Source organism: Thermoplasmata archaeon, assembly GCA_038729465.1.
GTDB lineage: Archaea > Thermoplasmatota > Thermoplasmata > Thermoplasmatales > ARK-15 > JAVRLB01.
Genome location: JAVYRZ010000007.1, coordinates 1 through 21,220, shown reverse-complemented (window position 1 = coordinate 21,220; position 21,220 = coordinate 1). Strand labels below are relative to the sequence as shown.

The following is a 21,220-nucleotide window of genomic DNA, read 5'->3' as shown; positions in this document are numbered from 1 at the left end:
AGTTTTCAGGACTTATCCGATGGATTCGCTTCGTGATATCTATTATATTGAAACACATAAATCTTCCGCAATTCCTGCACATCGCAAGCTCAATGGCTTTCTTACTTAGGCTTTGTAATATAGCATTTTTATGTATATTTCTCAGCAGCTTAATCATATTTATTCATCTTGTCACAGCTAATATTAATGAAAGAGTTTTTTCAATATCTATCGTCCCCTTTAATTATTTACTTTTATCATAAGAGGATATATTGATTGTGTTATGTAATAAAAACAATAAAAAATTATAAAACTTTAAATAATGAATTTTGTATTATTTGTTAGAGGTGTTTAATATGTATATTAAATGGCACGGACATGCTTGCTTTGAAATTGGAAACAACAAAAAAATTGTAATCGACCCTCATGACGGTAAATCTATTGGTTTGCCCGTTCCAAAACCTAATGCCGATCTCGTATTTGTGACTCATGAGCATTTTGATCATAATGCAATAAATGTCGTTTCTGGAAACTTTAAAGTTGTCGATAAAGTTGGAGATTTTAAGTTTGAAGATGTTGAAGGAAAAGTAATAACTGCTTATCACGATGATAGCCAGGGCTCAAAAAGAGGTTCTATGCGCATATTCAAGTTCAAAAGCGGTGGCTTTGTGTTTGTGCATGTTGGTGACCTTGGCCATCTTTTAGATACAAATATGATCAAAGAACTCAAAAATCCAGATTTTCTGTTCATTCCAGTGGGTGGCAATTATACTATTAACGGAGAACAAGCGTATAAGGTTACTGAATCTCTAAATCCGAAAGTGGTAGTGCCAATGCACTATAAAGTTAAAAATCTGAGCTTGGGGCTCAGGCCCGTAGATGACTTTACAAAACTGTTCCCAAAAGAAAAAATAGAAAATGTTGGCAATATGATCGAATTTGAAAAAGAAGACCTCGCAAAAGAGTTGAGCGTCTGGGTCTTTTCGCTCTAAAACAAGTTCTCTTCTATTTTCCCTATCTCGATAGTTGTGGATAAGTTTCCAACGATAGCTCCTTTCGAGTTTGCTACAATGGATGCTCCTAGATACAGGCTTCCAAAATTAGCAGTTGCAACTACTGCCGGAACCTTGAAAAAATCAGATAGAAATTTTAATTCTTCATCAGATACTTGAGGATTTACTAACATACCTTTTTTCGTGATTACCGCTGCAGAGCCCACTGTCTTTATTCCACCAAGCTCTTTCTTGATTACCTCTACTCCTAGTACATCAGATATCTCTTTTATAGATTGCTCTTCAAAATCAGGATGGACTATTGCAGCCACATCGTTTGCTAAAATATCGTTTCCAACGGCATTTATTCTGTCTTCAATAAAAAGCAAATTGTAATTTTTTAAGAATTCTACTTCCTCCTTTACTGCAAAGTCAGTGACTACCGCACCGTTGTTGTTCATAACCATTAAGCTGCCTATTAACGGAGAACCATTAAACATAGTCTTTTGAACTGCCACATTTAAAGAATCTTCTATTAATCCCAGCTCTGCCTTAGTTATATCTGATGGCACAACCGCGATTTCTTCATTGCACTCCACAAAAATACCAACAAATGGACTGTTGTGCAGTTCCCCTTTCAATAGCATTATATTACTCCGGTATCAATACTTCTACACTCTCATCTTCTTCAAATTTTACAATCTTAACCTGGATCTTTGAGGGTGGCTTCTCTATGCTTCTCGCCCATAATTTTTCATTTACCTTCGGATCCACCCAAACTTTATCTATTGAAACCTTCATATTTTTAGATACAAATTTCCGTATTGTGTAAATAGTATTGCTAGCTCTTCTAGAACGTTCTGCTTTTCTTATTTCTCGAAGCGGCACTGTTAAAATTAACTCTCCTTCAACCATATTAGTTTCAACTCCCTTAGATCTTTAACCTACCACGTCTCCAGCTTCTTCGCTGTGGATTTTGTTGCACTTTTCTGGCTGTGCGCATCATTACCCATGCTGGAACTCTCTGATTTGTGTTCATGACTTTTAATAACCTAATTTTTTTAGATACGTGCTTGTTTCTTGCCATATTTATTAATCATCTCCGCTCTATCTTGATATCTCTGTTCTTCTCTGTAAGTTTTAATAGCAGACTCTTAAGCTCTCCATCAGTGATCATATGGTTCAATCTTCCTGACTGTGCTAAATATATTAGTTGATTCTCTACGTTCTCTACGATTTCTGGTTTTACTAATCTTACATTTGTAAGCCTTTCTCTTGCCTCTGGAGTTAGGATCGCTCTCAATATCTCTGCTCTCTGAGCTCGCTCTCTCTTTTCCTCTTCCTGCGCTTCACTGCCTTGCTGTTGTGACATCATCTGCGCAAGTTTCTTTTTTCGCAATTCTTCTAACTCTTTGTCATCTTCCATATACTCTCACTTTTTTTCTATTAATGAACCTGATAATTTATCTAAATATGCTCTACCCTGATCTGTAACAACTCTTCCTTTTTTCTCTACCTTAATATACCCTAACTTCTCAAGTTGTTGAAATGATTTTCTGATTATAGACCTGCTTCCTTTTGCCGCATGATGCTTTTTTGTACCTCTGTCCACCTTGCCACCATACTCTGAAGCTAATCTAGAAGCTCCTATAGGCCCCATAATATAAACTTTTCTTAGCACAGAAGCAAGCCTTGTATACCACCAATCTTCTTGCACTGGAGCTTTCTCTCTGTGTATTCCTGTTGCAACGAACATAGCCCAATCTGGTGACTCTACATTTGCTTCTTTAAATTTTTTAGCCAATTCTTCGATTAATTTTTCTGGAGGTACATCATAAACTGTAGCCATAATTATATTCTCCTGATCTATCTTAAGATTTATATTCCTCAATACGGAACCAGTATATGATAATTTCGATTTTACTTTGATTCAAAATGATTGTCACTCGCTCATAACACAATCCACTAAAATAACTTTGCCAGCTTTTATAATGCCAGAAAATTGACAAAAATTATAGTTCCTGCATACAGTTGAAATCTTTATAATTAGGCATTTAAAAAAACTATCTGAATTTTTGTTGAAATTTACTTTTTATTGCCTTTAGAAATCTTTTAACTGGTTTTTAACGTTGAACTTATTAATTTCAGATGTAAGATAATAACCTTTGATCGTACTATATATTCCAATATTTGAAAAATATAAAAAAGAATAAATTCTATGGCTAGATATGATATAAATTATTAATAGTTACTTGACAAAATCTATAAGAGATAACTTTTTAATATTTTAAGTTCCTGTCTATCAATATGAAATTGAAAAATAAGATATCTTTGATAACAGGTAGTTCTAGAGGCATTGGAAGAGCAATTGCTCTCGAGTATGCAAAAGAAGGCTCTATCATTGCACTTAATTATAATAAAAATCATGATATGGCAGAGCGCACATGCAAAGAGATCAGGGACTTGAACTCTGACTGCATGCTTTTGCAAGGGGATATTTCAAATCTTCAAGAAGTTAAGCAAATAGTGAACAGTGTGCTAGAAGAATATAAAAAAGTGGATGTTCTGGTTAACAATGCAGGAATAATGATCACCAATACCAGTGATTACCAGGATCTTGAAGCGATGGTAAAAACAAATTTATATTCCATGGTGTACATGATCGAAGAACTCAGACAGAACTTTGAATCTCATGGAGGAAAGATAATAAATATCTCCAGTGTTGCAGGCATAGGAACTGCCCTGGAAGGTACAACTTTTTATTCGGTTACAAAAGGTGCAGTGATTGCTCTCACAAAAAGATATGCGTTTGATCTTGGGAAATTTCATGTGAATGTGAATGCGATCGCTCCTGGCTATATTGATACAGACCTTACAAGAAAACCAAAGAGTGAAGAAGAGTGGAAAAAGATAGTGAAACAGATATCTTCACGTACCTCACTCGGAAGGATCGGAACTGCTGAAGATATCAGCAAAGCAGCATTGTTCCTCGCCTCAGATGATTCAGATTTCATTACCGGGCAGGTTATAGTCGTTGACGGAGGCAGATTAGATTTTCTATCACATTCGCTCTGATTATTCAAACCATTAGTCAAATACAGCACCTTAGAACTAAAAATCAATAATTATTAAAAAATGTACTATTTAAACATTATTAAAATATTTTTTTAATCTAGTTTTAATATATGGATAAATTATGTTATAGCATGCTTTACGAGGCTTTAATCAAGAAAAGATTGATCATTCTGGTTATCTGGTTGGTTTTCATATTGATGTTAATACCTTTGACAATGAACTATTCAAACTATGTGAATTATGGCAATGCAAGCAGCAGCAGTGCCTCATCCGAGTCACAGACTGTTCAGAACATTCTTGCAAACACGTCCACACAGAACTCTTCTCTTTACGTAATCGTGATCAGCAATCCATACAATATATCAATGGCAAATAAAACTCTTGACTTCCAAAGCAGCATTTCTAATGACAAGATTAAGAATTTCAGTAGCTCTTCATCACCATATTCTGAATATGCAAGCTTTCTGGATCAGATAATCGGAAATAAAAAGGTTCAGATCGCAAGTTTATACTTAAACTTCACTGATTATGCAACGTTTATAATGCAGTTTCCAGCAAGCTTTTACAGAAACTATACGGCAAATGAAAATACCATGGTTATTGCTGAGAAGAGCGGATATAATAACAGCGTATATGAATCTCTGTTTCTATCTAATTTCAACAACACGCCGAATATTAGTGTAACCCAGAGAATTGACAATGCTGTTACTAATACTATTCCTGAGTACTACACTCAGAATACAAGCTTATTTTACGCATTTTCAGTATTAAAATATGTTAATGTTACTGTTTTTCCATCAGATTTACTAAATGCTGGCGCTCAATTTATCTCAAATTTAACCGGGCAGAGCATTTCTCCTTCAATACTTTATACTAGCACTTTAAACGGTGATTTTGGAGTAAATTATGTAGAGCATTTTGGATTGTCTGGGATACCGTCATTTATATCAGAAAGATACATAAATTCTAACAGCACCGCATTTTTAATATTCATAAATTTTAATGTAAAGCAGGGATATATTTCTCCATCAGGGTTCTATCCTGCTTCAGCGGCTACTCCCACCCTGATTCCTGCTGTTAAAGAATATTTTGGATCAGCAGGGTATCTGACTGGAAACGGAGCAATAAACTACCAAACTCAACAGCAAACGTCACAGTCAGGTGCGTTCTTTGGAGCCATATACATCATATTGTTTATTGCAGTATTCTTAACCCTTTATTCATATAAACTATCGCTTTTGAACCTTGCCCTTGTATCCATAACTGTGCTAATCGGATACCTTGCAATAGTTATAAGCGGCCTGATTTTCGGGAAAGTCAGCTATATTGTAACCTATACTCTTACGGCAGTGTTGCTAGGAATTACCACAGACTACGTTGTGTTTGTAGTTTACAGATACCGCAGTGAACTAAGAAGAGGAAAGGGCAGAGAATGCATATTGAAAGATCCCATTAAAAATTCTGTAAAAACCGTTCTTATTAGTGGTGTGACTGTAGCGGTGAGCCTTGGCATGTTTGCGTTTATTGGTAATTTTGAGACCTGGGGAACAGTACTGTTCATAAGCATAATCATAACGGTAGTAATGGTCGTCACCACCATGCCTGCAATTTTGTCATACATCACACCTAAATATTTCATGAAAAAAGGACTGAAAAAAGAGACTGAGATAGACATAGCATTTTCTTATTTTTACAAAACTTCCAAAATATCTACTGAAAAAAGTGCAATTGTGATCCTGATAATACTGGTTCTTGCAATACCTTCCGTCCTGTTTTTTGTGGCTATACCCACAACTTACGATTTCAATGCCGGACTTTCTCAAGACCTTTCTTCAGTGCAGGGGCTCAACCACCTTGACACCTATTTTGGAGAGAATGTGCTATATCCAACATATGTTCTCGTGCCACTTCCAAACCAAAATGTTTCTAGCCTGCAAGACCAAAATATGCTTATAAACTCAGCAAAATATCTGCTTTCGTATAAAGGCACAAAAGAGGTGGTAGGGCCATATTCTAACGGCACTGCAATCTCATCAAACACGACCATTTCACAGTTTTTGACCTCTGGTAATAAATACGCGTTTTTTATCGTCTATACAAATTACTCACCATACTCCAGCCAGGCAATTTCATATACTCAGACCCTGAGAGACAACAAAACGCTGCTTGTTGGAGGATTGACTTCTAGTATAATAGACCAGCAGGCCCAGAATAACCGGGACTTTACAGAGCTTGCAATTTTGATCTCTGTATCGGTTTTTGTGGTGCTGGCAGTATCGTTCAGAAATATCAAGTACCCGATCATATCTTTGAGCGGAGTGTTTATCAGTATCTCATGGGCGCTGAGCATCCTGTACCTCATATCCACATACCTGCTTCACGAGGCGATAATTTACCTGATTCCAGTGATACTGTTCGTGATATTGATGTCCCTAGGAAACGACTATTCTGTATTTATAATATCTAGAGTGCGAGAAGAACAGGCTAGATACGGAAACGTGGAAGGAATAAACAGGGGCTTACAGTCCTCTGGAAAGATTGTAACCTCGCTAGGTTTGATACTTGCAGGGTCGTTAGGTGCACTTGGGCTTATCCCCGTATCATTCCTGGAGCAGATGGGAATAGCATTCGTTGTGTCGCTGGTAATAGACACGTTCGTGATCAGGGTATTTTATTTTCCGGCCATGATGAAAGTTCTAAAAGCCAACTTTAAAAGTGAGTGAAAATTTAAATATTTTTAACTTTTTACTTATTTAGATGGACAGTATAGATAAGGACATTCTTGTATTTCTGCTGAGGGATGGAAGATACTCAAAAAGTAAGATTGCTGAAGAGATGGGCTTATCACCACAGTTCATAAACTACAGGATAAAAAGGATGATACAGAACAGCATAATAAAAGATTTTAAAATGCATCTTAATCCATACTATTTCAATGCTAAAAGCATTTTTCTGGCTTTTGAAGGCTCTGCGAATTCTATAACGGAAGAGACTACTTCAATATTCAAGTGCCTTGAAAAATTATATTTTTTTGAGCTTCAGGGCAAGAACTTGAATGCTCTTGAACAAAGAATAAAAAAGCTGGTCAGAGAGAACGGAGAGTTGAAAATGAAGTACATACCAAAGGCACCATTAAATATAACATCTCTCGTTCCTGCCGACCTTAAGATTTTGAGCGTATTGAAAGACCAGCCTATAAGCTCAGTGTACGAAATCTCAAAAGCTACAGGCTTAAGCTCTGGAAAAATCAAAAAAAGGCTTGAGATAATGAAAAATTATGCGGTTTTCAGCATAGTTCCGATCATAGACCTTTCTAAAGTAGACCTGTTTATATACGCGATCATTACTAAAGATCCTTCTGCACTGAACATGATCAAGGGCTCATGGATCCTTAGAATTATGGATGATAATGCTGGAATATTTGTCAGTGTTGCATATTCTATCTCAGAAATCAAGAACAATCTTGAAAAAGCAAAAAAGGTAGATCGTGATACAGAAGTAATGATGATCTATGACTATGACTTTATACCGAACATAAAACTTTTAAGTTAATAATGTATATAAACATAAAAATACCTGTTTTGCTATATTTTCAAAGTATATTGATTTGGTATATTGATAATCTTTCAACAAGAAGTTGACTGCTTCAACTGAAAAATAAGTTTAATAATATCCATGAATTATCTCTTTATGTTTGGGGTTGTGGGGTAGCTTGGCCATCCTATCGGCTTCGGGAGCCGAAGACCCCGGTTCAAATCCGGGCAACCCCATTAATTTTTTGCGTTCGAGTAAAGGCAATGTTTATGTGCCTGGCATATAATATATCCATTCTTTTATCATTGCAAAAACGCGGGGTGATAGCGTAAGCTATAAAAAAATCAATGAAAAAGTGGAAAAAATAATAAAAATAAATAAAAAATGATCTAGAAAACCGCCTATTTTTGCAATTTTGAATAGATTTTTATGATGTAAGTTAGAAATCAAGCTATTATCATAAAATATATATAGTTATTATAGGTGGTTGTATATAATGTTATCAAAAAAAGGAAAAATTATAATAAGTATAATTGTAGTTGTGGTGATGATCTGCACAGCATTTACAGTAACTGAATACAAATATTATCTACCAAATAATAAAAAGCAAACTCAATCTACAAATTGGTTATATACTAATTTTGAGGTATCACCTTCTGCCAGTAACTCTTCTTCAAGAATAATTCAAGCAACAATTCAGATTTGGGGAACTCCTCCTCCTTTAAACAGCACAAACAATTCTTTTTATGTAACACAGCAGAGTAATGTGTCTCCTCTTCTTCAAGTATCAACAAACTCATCAGGCAATACTAGTGGTTATTTTTCTACCGCTTTCAAGCAATATTTGACAGAGTGGATAAATTATTTAACTAAAGAAAAACAGTTTAATGAGGAAATAGGACTTGATCTTGAAATAACTTACGTAGTTACACATAATGCTACTAACAATGAAGTAGTAATGGCAGGGAACGAGATAGAAATTAACCCTTTTAATATACTTAAGAGCCTTACTTTAAATATAGCAGATCACCCATCTTTATCGAACTTACCACATTTTTATGTGCCTGTTAACAATGCTGTTTCTGCTGATAACTCTGTTACACCGCTGGGAACCAGCCCACCTTGGCTGTATGTTTGGTATTTGAATAAATCTACTACTTATCATAATGGAAACATACCGTTAGCTTTTGAAAATGATACAGACGGAAATGCACTGAGTATTCTCTCTATCACATTAGGAACTACCAGTGGCACAACGTCATTTACTGGAGGCAGAGGATATAATATAAATAATACAGTAAGCTATTATATAGATAATAATGGTACTTTCAACCCTAATGATATTATTAATTCTACTGAAATACTTTTATACCCCCCTAGCGTTAATAAAACTGCGTCAGCTGGATATATTTATGCAGTTGGAAATGTTACTGTTGATAAATATCAAGAAGCCTACGTTAATGCAGGAGCAGGTGTAAAAGAGTGGTTAAATAACTTTTATGCACATATTTATGTATCTTCGATAAACATTGCTAACGGAAGATATGTTTTAGGACATGCCTATGATGCATATGATCCAAATTGCCCATATGATAATCCTACAGCTATTAAACAATTAGGATTTTTAAACAACATGACAAACACTTTAGAAGGAAATATAACTCCAGGTAATGAAGTCACATGGGGTGCAATTTATTCAAGTACAAGCGGAGATTATAATAACTTACAGGGGACTATAAATGGTATTGTTGGCATAGGTCTAGCAGTAATAGGATTTGTAACTACAGTTATGGCAGCGGATGGATGGGCTCCAGGTAGTGGGTGGGCTAATATAGGTCTCGCAGTTTTAGCTGTAACAGGGCTAGTGAGCTCTGAGTTAGGTTTAGTATTAAGCGGAGTAGTTACTGCAAAATCTAGTACGGTAGTATTTACGGGAAATGCCCAAAATAGTGGTGAAGTAGGGAGCCCATCACAGGGTAATCCAATACTTTTCTATGCTTATGTATTAAAAATTGATGTAAACTTTAATGATCATAACTATATATTTCCAGTTATGTGGCTTACCGGTAAACCTGCTTAACTAATTTTTTTACTTTTTTTATTTTACTCTTTTAAAAAGTGTCAGTATATATATTTAGATCAAAAATTCAGATAGTAAACTTGACAAAAATATCTTTTGTCAAGTGAACTAACCTATTTTTTTCTTTTCTTTATATACCCTCCATTCTCAAAAACTATATTTTACTAGATCTGGTATCAATAACCTATTTAAATATGAATGTATTGACAAGTAATTAATAAAAAATTCAATTATATCAATTTCAAAAAATATGCTTTTATCATACATTTTTTTGAATCTATCGAGATCGAAATAGCCAAGATCAAAGATCAGAATGCATTGTTTTAAAAGATCTGGATCAATGCCATTCAAAATTTTTTCAAACCTAGGTGAATCATTTTGATTAGCAGGAGTAATTTCAATCCTCTTTCATTTGCATTGCGTCTAACATATTTGCTAGATTCCTTAATTTTTGTTTTTATAAAGGTTGAATCTATGCCAAGAATGTTGAGAAGTGTTCTATACAATGCTGTGTTATGGGCTTTAATGTAAGGCCTGGCATATCATGATCAATACGAAACTCGCAAAATTGTTATTTGAAGAATTCATAAATAGCCATAACAGCAGATGATTATTATTTAGCTAATGAGATAATTTCTTTATATAAAGGGTGCAAAATTAGTAGCTTTGTATATATATTCCTCATTAATTTTTTTTAAACAAAAATATCCGGTTAATATTTTTTTCAAAGTGAAAGTTAAAAGATTCAATTTTTTCAATTAGTTCTTTTTTCTTGACTCCTGGCGTTTTCTGCACTGCCATTATTCCGTTCACCTTCAATATCCTACGCATTTCTCTTATAATTCCATCTATGCCACTTAGACTATGGATGAACCCAAACATTATTTCAAAATCTACAGAATTATTCTCAATACCTGTGTCTTCTGCATTTTTAATGATTATATCAATATTCTTCAGATTTTCAATAGCCATTTTATTTTTAATTATTGCTGGCACTTTTTTGTATATATCAAGCGCATAAACCTTCCCGCTGTTTCCAACTAGTTTTGCTGCCGGTATCGTGTAGTATCCCGGGCCACAACCTACATCTATTACTGTCATGTCAGTACCGATCCCTATGCTCTTCAGAATAGTATAAGGATCTTTTACAGCTTTAAGAATAAAATTATCATGCATGAAATACATAATTTTGTAACTGAGCTCATTTTCCATAATATCACTATTTTTTTAACTATTAAAAATTAATTTAATTTTTAACTTTTGATAATTTTAATCACTTTTTCAATCTCTTCCAATTGCTTTTCGTTCATGTCCATATATGGATTCATTGCATAATTTGAAGGGTTTATTTCACCGAGCACAAGTTTTCTAAATAAATAATTATAAGATACACTATTAGGGAAATTTTGAAGTTTTTCCGCTGCTAATACTACTTTTTTATGCAGGGAAATATCCATAGAAACATATAATTTATGGATTATTTCTGAAAAATTAGAGATGCCACATACTCCACCGGAAGCACCGAGCATTAAGCTTTCATATAGAAGATCATCCCTTCCTTGAAAGATATATCTATGCTTTGGCATATGCTCCATATATCTATTAAATAATCTCATGTTCCCTGAGCTGTCTTTCAATCCTACTATATTAGAATGTTCATTCATCAGTTTTTCAACCGTTTCTGGCATTATCTCATTGCTTGAAAAAGCTGGGTTGTTGTAAATGAAAACTGGAATTTGAATAATACTTGCTATTTCAGAGTAGTATCTAAAGATAGCATCCTGATCAAATTTGAGATAGTATGGAGTTATGACCACTGCTCCATCAGAGCCAATATCAACAGCATTTTTACCCATTTGTACAGTTTCTTCAAGATCGTTTCTGCTTATTCCTGAAAGAAATATCCTATTATTTGGTAAATTACTTCTCGCAATTTTTAAAATTTTAAGATGTTTTTCAAATGAGAATAGTGTGAAACCACCAGTAGAAGAACCAGGGAAAATACCCTCTACACCGCTTTTTACTAAAAATTCAACAAGTGTTTTTATATTGACTTCATCGATTTCCCCTTTTTTTATAGGAGTTATCATAGGAGTTATTATCCCTTTAAAATCCATTTTTTCACCAGTAGACTAATAGCATTTAGCCTATATTAAAATTCTTCTTTATGTGGTAAGTCAGTGTTATAGAGTATAATACTTAAACGAATATTCCTATAATATCATATACAATTATTTAACAAGATAAAATATTTTGTTTATTTTTTCAATTGCTTAAAAATTGCGCATAATTCTCTTTCTGTATGTAAACTTAGATTTATAACTGCGCCTGATTACTCTACAACTACCCTAAACCTCAGATTTCATATTATAACCTTTTATTGCATTTATAGCAAATATGTCATTTATCGTATTTTAGCCCTATCTTCTCTCCTATCTCTTTATAATTATTAATTAACTTAAGCTCTGGTTTTAACTCAAGCATCCATGGAAAGCCCCACTTATGCTTTTCAAGATACTCAAGCGCTTTTACAAAGTCTTTTAGCATTTCGATAGGTGCAGAAAATATTATCTCGCTTTGCTGGGTCATTGCAATTCGCCTATCACCCCTGCAAGGAGATACGACTAAACACTGTTTATTTTGCAAAACAGGGACAATAGAATAAACACAACCTGCATGTCCTGATAACTTAGAAGTAACATCCTCTCCATCTATGCAGTCCTTTGCTATCATAAGCTGTGTTAACTGTGCCGGATCACAGTAAATCATAAACAGATCTGGATCAAAGCTACATTTATCCAGTGGAGCAGAAGAGATCCCGATATATTCACCCACTTTTAACTTTGGGAAAGATTGCGCCCATTTCTTGGCATCCTTTTGTTTCATAATAGTAAAAGGATATCTCTGAAGCCCGTCTAAAAACTCAGCAGGCGGTTCTATTAGTCCTAATCCTACAACCGGTTCAAAACACTACATATCCTCTTTTAACATAGCTATGGTTTCTCCGCCCCACCGAGACATCGCGAATCCTTCAGAAAGATCAAAGTGATGTCCCATATCTCTCAGAGGCCTTTTTGCATCACTTGGAATCTCTGATTCATTTTTTAGCATTTTAATTGCTAGAGGAAAAGTTCTTAAACGCAATAAATTCATAATCTTTTTTGTATTTCTATGCACATCTTCCAAATTCATAAAAAACACCGTCAATCTTAACTTTTTAATAAATGGATAGGTGTTTCATCTACATTAAAATTCTGTTTTAACTTTTTTATATATAATGTAAATCCAAATTTACAAGATGTAATAGAATAGCTTTATAAAAATTAAACTTTAAGGCCTTTATCAATAAATATCCTTTTACAATACCTAAAAATTAATAATGAAAAATATTAAACTAATTTACTCCAGAGCTCTTTTTTTTCAAGCATAAAACTGATACTGAAATTGCTAAGAAATTAAATTTAGTGCATCCTTGAATCGTTCAAAAGAGTTCGTAAAATCTTCTCTGCTATAACAAACCCTCAAATAAGGGCCTTCCACGCCAAAAATTGTTCCCGGGACTAGCGAAATAAGGTTCTTGTAAAGATACTCTGATACTGAAACAGGATCCCGTTCTATGTACGATGAATAATCAATAAAAGTTACAGTTCCTGTGAGTGGTTCTAAGTTCCTGTAAAACTTTAATTTACCCATATTGTTTTTTATGTATGTTAGATTTTTATTCATTGCATTTCTTACAAACCTTAATATTTCATCTTGATCTTTCAATATTGCATTGGCAACACTAATATTGTATCTTGAAACCTGTTCAGTAAAGATTCCTTTCAGTGAATTTATCTCTGCTGCCTCTTTTTTGTCCGGTGCTACTATCCACCCAACCCTTACCTCATCGCCACCATAAAATTTAGTAAATGTGTTTATTCTGTATGTATTTTCAGGATATTTTACAGAATCAAGATTTCTGTAAAACTGTAAAAAGGTATCATCTACAACATACGCTCTGTAATTTTTTGGGTACTCTATTTCAGTGCCTGTAGGATTATTTGTATTGCTAAACACAAACACGTCTCCTTCTTTTTCTCTCATGCCCAACGCAGGTGGATCTTTAATCAAAGGCTCATATTCAGGTTTATATGTGATGTAATCTCTATGACCATTAACATATAAGTGATAAAGCGTGAGAAACAATGCTTCAGTAGCTCCATGTGTAATAATAACATTTTCAGAATCTTCATTGTGTAGCAATGCTATCGTTTCTTTTAAAACACTCTCATCCACCATGCTACTGAATTTAAAATATTTTTCAAGATTAATTCTCCCACCCATCCCACTTTGTGATAGATCGTATTTTCCAGGATGAGAAATAATCCATTTCCCTGTATCAAACTGGAGCATAATGAATATTACTGTTCTTCTAATATTTAATATTTTCTTTAAAAATTGCTGTGTTTATTAAACACAGCATATACAAAGAAGATTTTAAATATTTTAAACTGTTAAATTCCGCTATGATAACAGTTTTAGGTTTTGGGAAAATTGGAAAAAACATTGTTTCAGACCTGTCAAAGTACGGCACCAAAACAAAAGTAATAGTATATGATCCTATCGCCATAAAATCAAGCGAGCAGAGAGGAAATATTAAGTTCATTAATGCTGACCCGCTTTCTATAGAAAACCGTGATAAAGTATTCAGCCGGGATTCAATCATCATTTCCGCGCTTCCTGCTGAAATGAGAGCTACTGTTTACAGGTTAGCTAAAGATAAGCATAGCAAGCTCGTAGACATCGCATTTGGTAACGATGACATTTCAGATTATCTTGATGACGATTCAGATAGAGACTATACTATAGTTCCTGATGCGGGAGTGGCTCCGGGGATCAGCAATATTCTTGTAGGAAGATTTGCAGCAGAGCTTGACCAAGTAACAGATGTGAAAATTTATGTTGGAGGTATCCCTGAGATCCCTGTAGAGCCGCTTGATTACAAACTTACATTTTCTTCAGAAAGCCTTGTGGACGAATACGTAAATACTGCAAGAATAGTAGAATCTGGAAAGATTGTAGAGAAAGAGCCTCTTTCAGGCATTGAATATTTTGATTTTGAAGGAATAAACCATAAACTTGAAGCTTTTTATACTGACGGTCTGAGAACACTCTTGAAAACCATAAAAGCAAATAACATGTCAGAAAAAACAGTGCGATATGCAGGACATTCTCAAAAAGTAAAGTTGCTGAGGGACCTGGGATTATTTGATTCAGAAGAACGTGTTTTAAATAACATAAAAATAAAGCCTAGAAACTTGATGGAAAAACTTTTTGATGAAAAGCTTATATTTCCTGCCATTGGAGACATTTTATTGCTCACAGTCAATGTTTCTGGTATGAAAAACGGTGCTGTTAAAAATCTGTCTGCCAGGTTATTATACAGTGTTAAGGCAAATAAAGAGTATACTGCAATGTCCATGACTACAGGCTGCCCTGCATCTATCATTGCGCAGCTGCTTGAAGAAGGATACTTGAACATTCATGGATTGGTACCGCCAGAGCTTATAGGAAAAGAAAAAAGATATTTTGATGCGATCATAAAAAGACTAGAAGATAGAGGAATAAAAATTAAGATATCAGATTGATATTATTATCTCTAAAATTTATTTTTCAACAATATTTTGATTATTTTCAGCTTTGATATTTAGGGCTAGCTATCGATATATTTAAGTAATGTATTTCAATATTTACATTAAAAATGGTACAAAACGTCAAGATATATGTGCTTAATGATAACGAGCCTGAAAAAGGGCTAAAAAATGATTGGGGCTGGAGTGCATATATTGAATCTGAAAAATGGGCCATTATTTTTGATGCGGACACAAAGCCAGAAATTATTGAGCACAATGCAGCAAAAATGAATTTAAACTTAAAAAAATTGAAATTTGCATTTTTAAGCCATTACCATCATGATCATTATGGCGGTTTTGAGTACCTTGGAAAAATAAGCAATGGCCTGAAAGTATTTACGCCTGAAGATAGTGACCTTCTGAAAAAATGGGGCCTTGAACCAGTATATCTGGATAAGCCTAAAAAAATTGAAGAGGATATTTTTTCAACCGGGCCGTTGGTAAATGGAGAGATAAAAGAACATGCGATGATAATCAATGTAAGTAATTATGGTTCTATTGTCATAGTCGGATGTAGCCATCCAGGCATAGCAAACATCGTGGCTAAAGCACTAGAAATATCAGCTCCTGTACATATGGTCATTGGAGGGTTCCATTCCCCGCCACAGTCCCAGCTAGATGATATCGCCACAAAAGTTCGTTATATATGCCCTGCTCACTGCAGCGGCAATGATGCTAAAAACTATATTAAATCGCAATATTCTGAAAAATTCTGTGCAGTTAAAACAGGATCAATTATTGAACTATAATTTGTTCTATATTCAAAAGATTATTTTCTGCGAATATATTCTATTTTTTTTACTTTGGCAACAATCTCGTTTTTTTCATCAGTGACATTAACCTGAAATTCTGGATAATACTTCTTGCCGTCACTTGTATTTTTTATAATATTCTCTATCTGCTCATCTGTTATAATAAATTTTGCGTATACAGTGCCAATGCCCGGCTTTACAAATTCAATGCAGGAACTTTTGTCCCAGACAATGTAATCTCTGCCTAAGATATTTATAAGCATGGTCATTATGAAGGGATCAGTCATGGAAAACAATGAGCCACCAAAATGAGTCTTTACATAATTTCGATTATACCACCTCAGCTTCATTTGCACCTCTAACTCTCTAAAATCTGCTGAAATCTTCTTCACATGGATTCCTGCACCTAATAATGGAGGATATATATTAAACAGAAACTTCAATCTTGATGCTTTCATCAAGATCACTTAAATGCAAATAATATATAATATTTTTTTAGAAAAACAGTCCGTGCAGAAAGTCTACAATTATATTTTTAAAGGTGCCCCATGCCCGGGCAGGACCGTAATAGGGCTGTAACTTCTTATTTTGTCCACGGATCTCTTAGCACTCTCCAAATCCAGGCTGTATTTTTCATTTATAACCAGATTTCCATTCACAGATCCTGCAGCGTCTCCTATAAACATCATTTTCTCTTGCTCTACAAAATATGTAACGCTTCCTGGCGTATGGCCTGGAGAGTCAATTACCTTTATACCCTCTATTTTCAGGTCTTGAAGCGGCTTTATGCCCTGAATTGTCGGCGGTTTGGCCATGGAAAACAATAATCTAGCAGCGAATGATTTGGGTTTGGGATAGCTTTGCTTTCCTTCGATCATGGGAATCTCGATTGCGCTCGCATAAATTTCTGGATTGTACCTATCCTTAACAATTTTCAAGCCTCCAATGTGATCAAGGTGATAATGCGTGATCAACACGATATCCGGCTTAATTTTATTATTGCTGTAATATTCGATTATCTTTTTGGCACTGCCTTTCATTCCTGAATCTATCTGTATAACTTTTCCTGCTGTTTTCAAAACATAAACATTACACATTGTTCCATCTATCATATCAATGCTATCTGAGACTTTCATGCTTTTAACATGATAGCTTTCATATTTAAAAATTTTTATAATTCATTAATTTTAATCGTTTTTTTATCTGTGGCTACCCGACCTGATGAAAAATATTGCCATTCCGACTATAATAACAAAATCTATAAAATAAGGCCATCTATTTCCTATTTGCTGAGATATATACCCACCTATTAAAGCAAATATAGAGACGCTTATCCCGAAAGAAAGTTCGTATACGGCAATATTCTTGCTAACATTTGCTTCTTTTATGTTAGATATGTAGATCAATGGTGCAGATATGCCTAATGCCGTGCTGAAACCTATAATGAGCATCATTGCAAGCAAGACATAGAAATTAATAACCAGAAATGGTAGTATTATTGGAATGAGCAATAAAAATGATAAGTTTAGCATGTTTCTTAGTTTTTTCACGTCGCTGATCCTGGTGAGATATATGAACCCTACCAACCTCGTCATTGCCAGAGCAGAAGACAGTATGCCAAGCTCCAGCACAGTAATACCATTATGCAGCAAAAATCCGGGAAATATGGAGGTCAAGGTTCCGAACACAATTCCGGCACCAAAGCTAGGAATAAAAGATTCAATCAATATCCGTGTGCCTTTTGAACTCTCAAAAGTATCAACCCGCCTGAATTTCTCCCGGTTAATTGCAACAAGAAACAGTATTACAGAGATCATTACCAGAATAAAAGAGACGGAAAAAACAGACACGTATCCAACTCTCTGGATCATATACCCTGCTAATACAGGCGCTATAAAATAAGACGTACCCCACACCACACTGTATATATTTATCAGGTTAGTTCCCCTAGAAATGCCGGTAAAGAAAATTTCCGTTGTGATCCACCAGATAAATTGGCCTATTCCAAGAACTAGAGTGATTACAAGTAATAGATCCAGAGATTTTTCGATTATTAAGAGAAAGATCGTGGATCCAGTTGTCAAGGTTCCAAAAATTACAAACTTTGAGACTGTATCTAGATTTTTCAGCTTAGAGAAAAAGTAAGGCAATACAACGTTTGGAAGCATCAGAAAAAAGCCAAATTCGCCCAGATAAAACTGCCCTGCACCTAATACAGTAACGAATGGTGGCAATGCAAATACTGCCATGCCGTAACCGAATGAAAACAATGCAAGATGCAAAATTAAGAACGATTTTCTCATCTACACTTTATCACAGTATGTGGTACTGTTTTCATATATAAAAAAAATTTGATTTGAATAATTCTATAAGATAATCGCAAATTAAAATTTATAAAAATATTAATAATGTTGAACGTGTTGGAGAATTTATGACTGATATGTTTTTAGATGACAAAGCTACAGCGATAGGATTAGGGACCTGGCAGATGGGATTGAAAGGATGGGGTAAAGACTATGATTACAATTCTTCAATTGAAGCTTTTAAATATGCAATTAATAATGGTATCAATTTCATAGATACTGCCGAGATATACGGTGGTGGCAGGTCAGAAGAGCTAATTGGAAAGGCTCTTGAAACATTAGATAGAAAACATATTTACATAGCGACGAAAGTAGCAGGATTTAATGCTACCGCAAAGAGAGTTAGTAAAAGTTTGCATGGAAGCTTGAATAGAATGCATATTGATTATGTAGATCTATATCAGATTCACTGGGAGCCCAGCAATTATACTAATCTTCAAGAGCTATTTAAAGAGCTGGAAAGGTTAGCGAAAGAGGGATTGATAAAGCATATAGGAGTTTCCAACTTTTCTCTTAATACCCTTCAAAAAGTATCAGCAGCACTTAAAGATTACAGAATTGAAAGCAACCAGATAAAATTCAATCTGATTGAAAGACCCGACAAAAACCTGCAAAATTATATGAATGAACATAACATTAAATTGATTGCATGGAGCCCACTTGCTCAGGGATTTCTCACCGGAAAATATGGAGCCGGTAACAAGCCATCTGGCGGGATCAGAAAGATAAACAGTTTGTTCAGTGACCGTAACATGAGAAGATATGAACCTCTTCTAAAAGTACTGAAAGAGATTGCTTCACAAAACAATGTTTCGGTCACGCAACTGGTTCTTGCATATGAAGCGCATTTAACCGTGCTTCCAATACCGGGTTTCAAAAATGTAAACCAGGTAAAAGATATAGTTGGTGCACTCAATTTAGAGCTCATGGAAAAAGATATAGCTCGTATCTCTGAGGTAATTGATAAAGTGGGAACTATCTATGCCAACGACGTAATGTTTCCTAGATTTTTTCCAAATTTCATGGTTAGACTTGTCTCATTGTTTCTCTAACTAACATTTGCAAATCTGTTTAGATACTAGTTACTGAATGTATAAAATGATCGTGCATATGCTTGATGTCAGAAGGTTTTGGATCGGCAAAAATGCCTGACTCTGTTATAAGATAGCTTATTTCACTTAAAGGAACTTTTTCAAATAAAGGTACATTTATGCTATGCCCAAAATATCTAAAATCCATTTCTGTAATAATTGATGGATCTGTGTCAGAGGCTTTATATGATTCCATAACCACATAGATAGGTACATTCAGCATCTTTGCGCAGGAAATTAAAGGCCTACTACCAATTTTATTAATAACAAAACCGCCTGAATAAATGCCATCTGCACCAATTATGACCAAATCCGATTTTTCAATAAATCCCCAAATTGCAGAATCTGGAACAACTCTTATGTCCGCATACTTCGAATACTCTTTCAGTGCCTTCCTGACTTCTGACCCCGGCCTGGATTCCATCAAATATACGTGATGAGGTCTGCTGATCTCTAATAGAGAAAGAATTGCAGAACTGTAACTGATTGTAATAAAAGATCTGAATTCAAGCTTTGACACTATTTTTTTGAGATCTTCCTTTGCGTTTATTCGATATTTTTTAAGATTCTCAATTTTTATCTTCAGTTCTCGCACATCTTTAGTGTTTTGAAGCACTTCTACTATGTTTGTTAACGCTCCCATAGGCCTCAGTATTTTAATGGCTTTAAGATTCTCAGCCAAATCATCAAGATCAGTATCTTTCAGTAATTCTAAAGTCCTGTCGAAGTACCAGGAAGATCCATGAATCAGATCTTTTTTCATTAATTCTAATAATTCTTCTTTCTTTCTCATGTTTAGTGATTATGAAAATAATTCGATATTTAAATCTATTTGAAAAATACATTAGAGATTCAGATGTAGAGAGCTATACAAGCAAGTGCAGTTTTCCCAGAATTCGTAGAACATTTTGGCACTTACGTCTGGAACAGGATAAAAAGGTGCGTATTTCAATCGAGAAAGAAATATTAACAGCTGATCTAAACCGAGTATACAATAATATAATTTACACTTGCAAATGCTAAACTATTACAATCACAACTTTTTCTTAAAATCACTGCGTGGGATTAGTATGGCAATAACTATTACAAGTATTATAAAAGCGGAGATTAGATATACATATAATGGAGTTGGTGGTGGCGGCGGAATCTTTGAATAATTTACCGGAATAGTCAAAGATGCTCCATTTACCATAAACATTCCATTTGATTGATCAGGCTCGTATTTAGTGTCATTTGTAGCTGTTATGTATGAATATGTACCGTTTATGAGAATCAGAGAATAGGTAGTGTTTATAAGCGGCCCTGATGCCGTGCTGTTTACTGCTCCCGTGATGTTCAAATACCACTTCTTCCCCTGCGGCAACCCAGATTCTGTAAAGGTAACCTTATAGGCCATGTATTTACCTGGTGATAAAATTGAAACTGTTCCTGATTGTGTATTGACTACATAGATATTATTGTTTACTGAATCATATGCTATGCTGATAGGATCTAAACCCACAAATATGGTTGAGTTAGTTCTGTAGTTTAGTGTGCTTATTACTGTAACAATATTCGAACCGCTATCTACTACATAGATATTTTGATTTGCTGGATTATAGCTCATACTTACTGGTCCTGATCCTGCTGCCAAGCTTTCTAGGACAGTATTTGTGATTGAGCTTATTATGGATATTGTA

Annotated in this window: 22 protein-coding genes, 1 tRNA gene and 1 pseudogene; 9 read left to right on the top strand and 15 right to left on the bottom strand. The window is 34.6% G+C overall.

Annotation, left to right across the window (positions count from 1 at the left end; genetic code table 11):
- The first annotated feature begins 335 nt into the window (after positions 1-335).
- Entirely contained in the window at positions 336-971 is a 636-nt protein-coding gene (locus QXQ25_03415; GenBank protein ID MEM0160755.1) for an MBL fold metallo-hydrolase, read from the top strand.
- Here QXQ25_03415 and QXQ25_03410 read toward each other — a convergent pair.
- Genes QXQ25_03410 through QXQ25_03390 form a run of 5 tightly spaced genes read right to left on the bottom strand, consistent with a single transcriptional unit; the run spans position 968 to position 2,820 of the window.
- Positions 968-1,618 carry a translation initiation factor IF-6 gene (locus QXQ25_03410; GenBank protein ID MEM0160754.1) on the bottom strand — a complete coding sequence of 217 codons (651 nt, stop codon included), beginning with the start codon at positions 1,616-1,618 and terminating at the stop codon, positions 968-970. The two genes, QXQ25_03415 and QXQ25_03410, sit on opposite strands and share 4 nt — an antisense overlap.
- Positions 1,619-1,622: 4 nt before the next feature.
- On the bottom strand, positions 1,623-1,886 hold the full coding sequence (locus QXQ25_03405) for a 50S ribosomal protein L31e (protein MEM0160753.1): 264 nt from the start codon (positions 1,884-1,886) through the stop codon (positions 1,623-1,625).
- Positions 1,887-1,902: 16 nt separating this feature from the next.
- Positions 1,903-2,058 (bottom strand): 50S ribosomal protein L39e, encoded by a 156-nt coding sequence (locus QXQ25_03400; GenBank protein ID MEM0160752.1) that lies wholly within the window; start codon positions 2,056-2,058, stop codon positions 1,903-1,905.
- Positions 2,059-2,067: 9 nt separating this feature from the next.
- On the bottom strand, positions 2,068-2,397 hold the full coding sequence (locus tag QXQ25_03395; protein ID MEM0160751.1) for a DNA-binding protein: 330 nt from the start codon (positions 2,395-2,397) through the stop codon (positions 2,068-2,070).
- Between the two features lie 6 nt (positions 2,398-2,403).
- The gene (locus QXQ25_03390; protein ID MEM0160750.1) at positions 2,404-2,820 is read right to left on the bottom strand and encodes a 30S ribosomal protein S19e; all 417 of its coding nucleotides are present in this window, start codon (positions 2,818-2,820) and stop codon (positions 2,404-2,406) included.
- Positions 2,821-3,278: 458 nt separating this feature from the next.
- On the opposite strand from QXQ25_03390, the gene QXQ25_03385 reads away from it, so the two are divergent.
- The 5 genes from QXQ25_03385 to QXQ25_03365 all read left to right on the top strand — a co-directional run bounded on the left by QXQ25_03385 (position 3,279) and on the right by QXQ25_03365 (position 9,660).
- Positions 3,279-4,046, top strand: a complete 768-nt coding sequence (locus QXQ25_03385) for an SDR family oxidoreductase (GenBank protein ID MEM0160749.1) — start codon at positions 3,279-3,281, stop codon at positions 4,044-4,046.
- A gap of 110 nt (positions 4,047-4,156) precedes the next feature.
- A complete protein-coding gene (locus QXQ25_03380) occupies positions 4,157-6,769 on the top strand; it encodes an MMPL family transporter (GenBank protein ID MEM0160748.1) in 2,613 nt (870 codons plus the stop codon).
- 34 nt (positions 6,770-6,803) lie between these two features.
- Positions 6,804-7,598, top strand: a complete 795-nt coding sequence (locus tag QXQ25_03375; protein MEM0160747.1) for a winged helix-turn-helix transcriptional regulator — start codon at positions 6,804-6,806, stop codon at positions 7,596-7,598.
- Between the two features lie 144 nt (positions 7,599-7,742).
- Positions 7,743-7,816: transfer RNA gene (locus QXQ25_03370), tRNA-Pro, on the top strand.
- 260 nt (positions 7,817-8,076) lie between these two features.
- Complete coding sequence (locus QXQ25_03365; GenBank protein ID MEM0160746.1) at positions 8,077-9,660, top strand: hypothetical protein; 1,584 nt, start codon at positions 8,077-8,079, stop codon at positions 9,658-9,660.
- A 684-nt stretch (positions 9,661-10,344) separates the two neighbouring features.
- On the opposite strand, the gene QXQ25_03360 is transcribed toward QXQ25_03365, so the two are convergent.
- From QXQ25_03360 to QXQ25_03340, 5 genes and pseudogenes are all read right to left on the bottom strand, one after another.
- Positions 10,345-10,872 (bottom strand): class I SAM-dependent methyltransferase, encoded by a 528-nt coding sequence (locus QXQ25_03360; protein ID MEM0160745.1) that lies wholly within the window; start codon positions 10,870-10,872, stop codon positions 10,345-10,347.
- Between the two features lie 41 nt (positions 10,873-10,913).
- Positions 10,914-11,777, bottom strand: coding sequence for a dihydrodipicolinate synthase family protein (locus tag QXQ25_03355; protein ID MEM0160744.1), 864 nt, complete (start codon positions 11,775-11,777; stop codon positions 10,914-10,916).
- A gap of 283 nt (positions 11,778-12,060) precedes the next feature.
- A pseudogene (locus QXQ25_03350) lies at positions 12,061-12,618 on the bottom strand (DUF169 domain-containing protein).
- A 12-nt stretch (positions 12,619-12,630) separates the two neighbouring features.
- Positions 12,631-12,852: a hypothetical protein gene (locus tag QXQ25_03345; GenBank protein MEM0160743.1), complete on the bottom strand. Its 222-nt coding sequence runs from the start codon at positions 12,850-12,852 to the stop codon at positions 12,631-12,633.
- 255 nt (positions 12,853-13,107) lie between these two features.
- Positions 13,108-14,055 (bottom strand): aminotransferase class I/II-fold pyridoxal phosphate-dependent enzyme, encoded by a 948-nt coding sequence (locus QXQ25_03340; protein MEM0160742.1) that lies wholly within the window; start codon positions 14,053-14,055, stop codon positions 13,108-13,110.
- A gap of 113 nt (positions 14,056-14,168) precedes the next feature.
- On the opposite strand from QXQ25_03340, the gene QXQ25_03335 reads away from it, so the two are divergent.
- Together QXQ25_03335 and QXQ25_03330 are read left to right on the top strand one after the other, a co-directional pair.
- Positions 14,169-15,290, top strand: coding sequence for a saccharopine dehydrogenase C-terminal domain-containing protein (locus tag QXQ25_03335; GenBank protein ID MEM0160741.1), 1,122 nt, complete (start codon positions 14,169-14,171; stop codon positions 15,288-15,290).
- A gap of 113 nt (positions 15,291-15,403) precedes the next feature.
- Positions 15,404-16,084, top strand: coding sequence for an MBL fold metallo-hydrolase (locus tag QXQ25_03330; GenBank protein MEM0160740.1), 681 nt, complete (start codon positions 15,404-15,406; stop codon positions 16,082-16,084).
- Between the two features lie 20 nt (positions 16,085-16,104).
- On the opposite strand, the gene QXQ25_03325 is transcribed toward QXQ25_03330, so the two are convergent.
- The 3 genes from QXQ25_03325 to QXQ25_03315 form a co-directional block, all read right to left on the bottom strand.
- Positions 16,105-16,545, bottom strand: coding sequence for a DUF4442 domain-containing protein (locus QXQ25_03325; protein MEM0160739.1), 441 nt, complete (start codon positions 16,543-16,545; stop codon positions 16,105-16,107).
- A 69-nt stretch (positions 16,546-16,614) separates the two neighbouring features.
- Complete coding sequence (locus QXQ25_03320) at positions 16,615-17,223, bottom strand: MBL fold metallo-hydrolase (protein ID MEM0160738.1); 609 nt, start codon at positions 17,221-17,223, stop codon at positions 16,615-16,617.
- 63 nt (positions 17,224-17,286) lie between these two features.
- A complete protein-coding gene (locus QXQ25_03315) occupies positions 17,287-18,390 on the bottom strand; it encodes an MFS transporter (GenBank protein ID MEM0160737.1) in 1,104 nt (367 codons plus the stop codon).
- Positions 18,391-18,518: 128 nt separating this feature from the next.
- On the opposite strand from QXQ25_03315, the gene QXQ25_03310 reads away from it, so the two are divergent.
- Complete coding sequence (locus QXQ25_03310) at positions 18,519-19,502, top strand: aldo/keto reductase (protein MEM0160736.1); 984 nt, start codon at positions 18,519-18,521, stop codon at positions 19,500-19,502.
- A 19-nt stretch (positions 19,503-19,521) separates the two neighbouring features.
- Here QXQ25_03310 and QXQ25_03305 read toward each other — a convergent pair whose 3' ends face one another.
- Together QXQ25_03305 and QXQ25_03300 are read right to left on the bottom strand one after the other, a co-directional pair.
- Positions 19,522-20,334 carry a hypothetical protein gene (locus QXQ25_03305; GenBank protein ID MEM0160735.1) on the bottom strand — a complete coding sequence of 271 codons (813 nt, stop codon included), beginning with the start codon at positions 20,332-20,334 and terminating at the stop codon, positions 19,522-19,524.
- Positions 20,335-20,574: 240 nt separating this feature from the next.
- Positions 20,575-21,220 (bottom strand): hypothetical protein (locus tag QXQ25_03300; GenBank protein ID MEM0160734.1); only part of this gene is annotated, 646 nt, incomplete at its 5' end.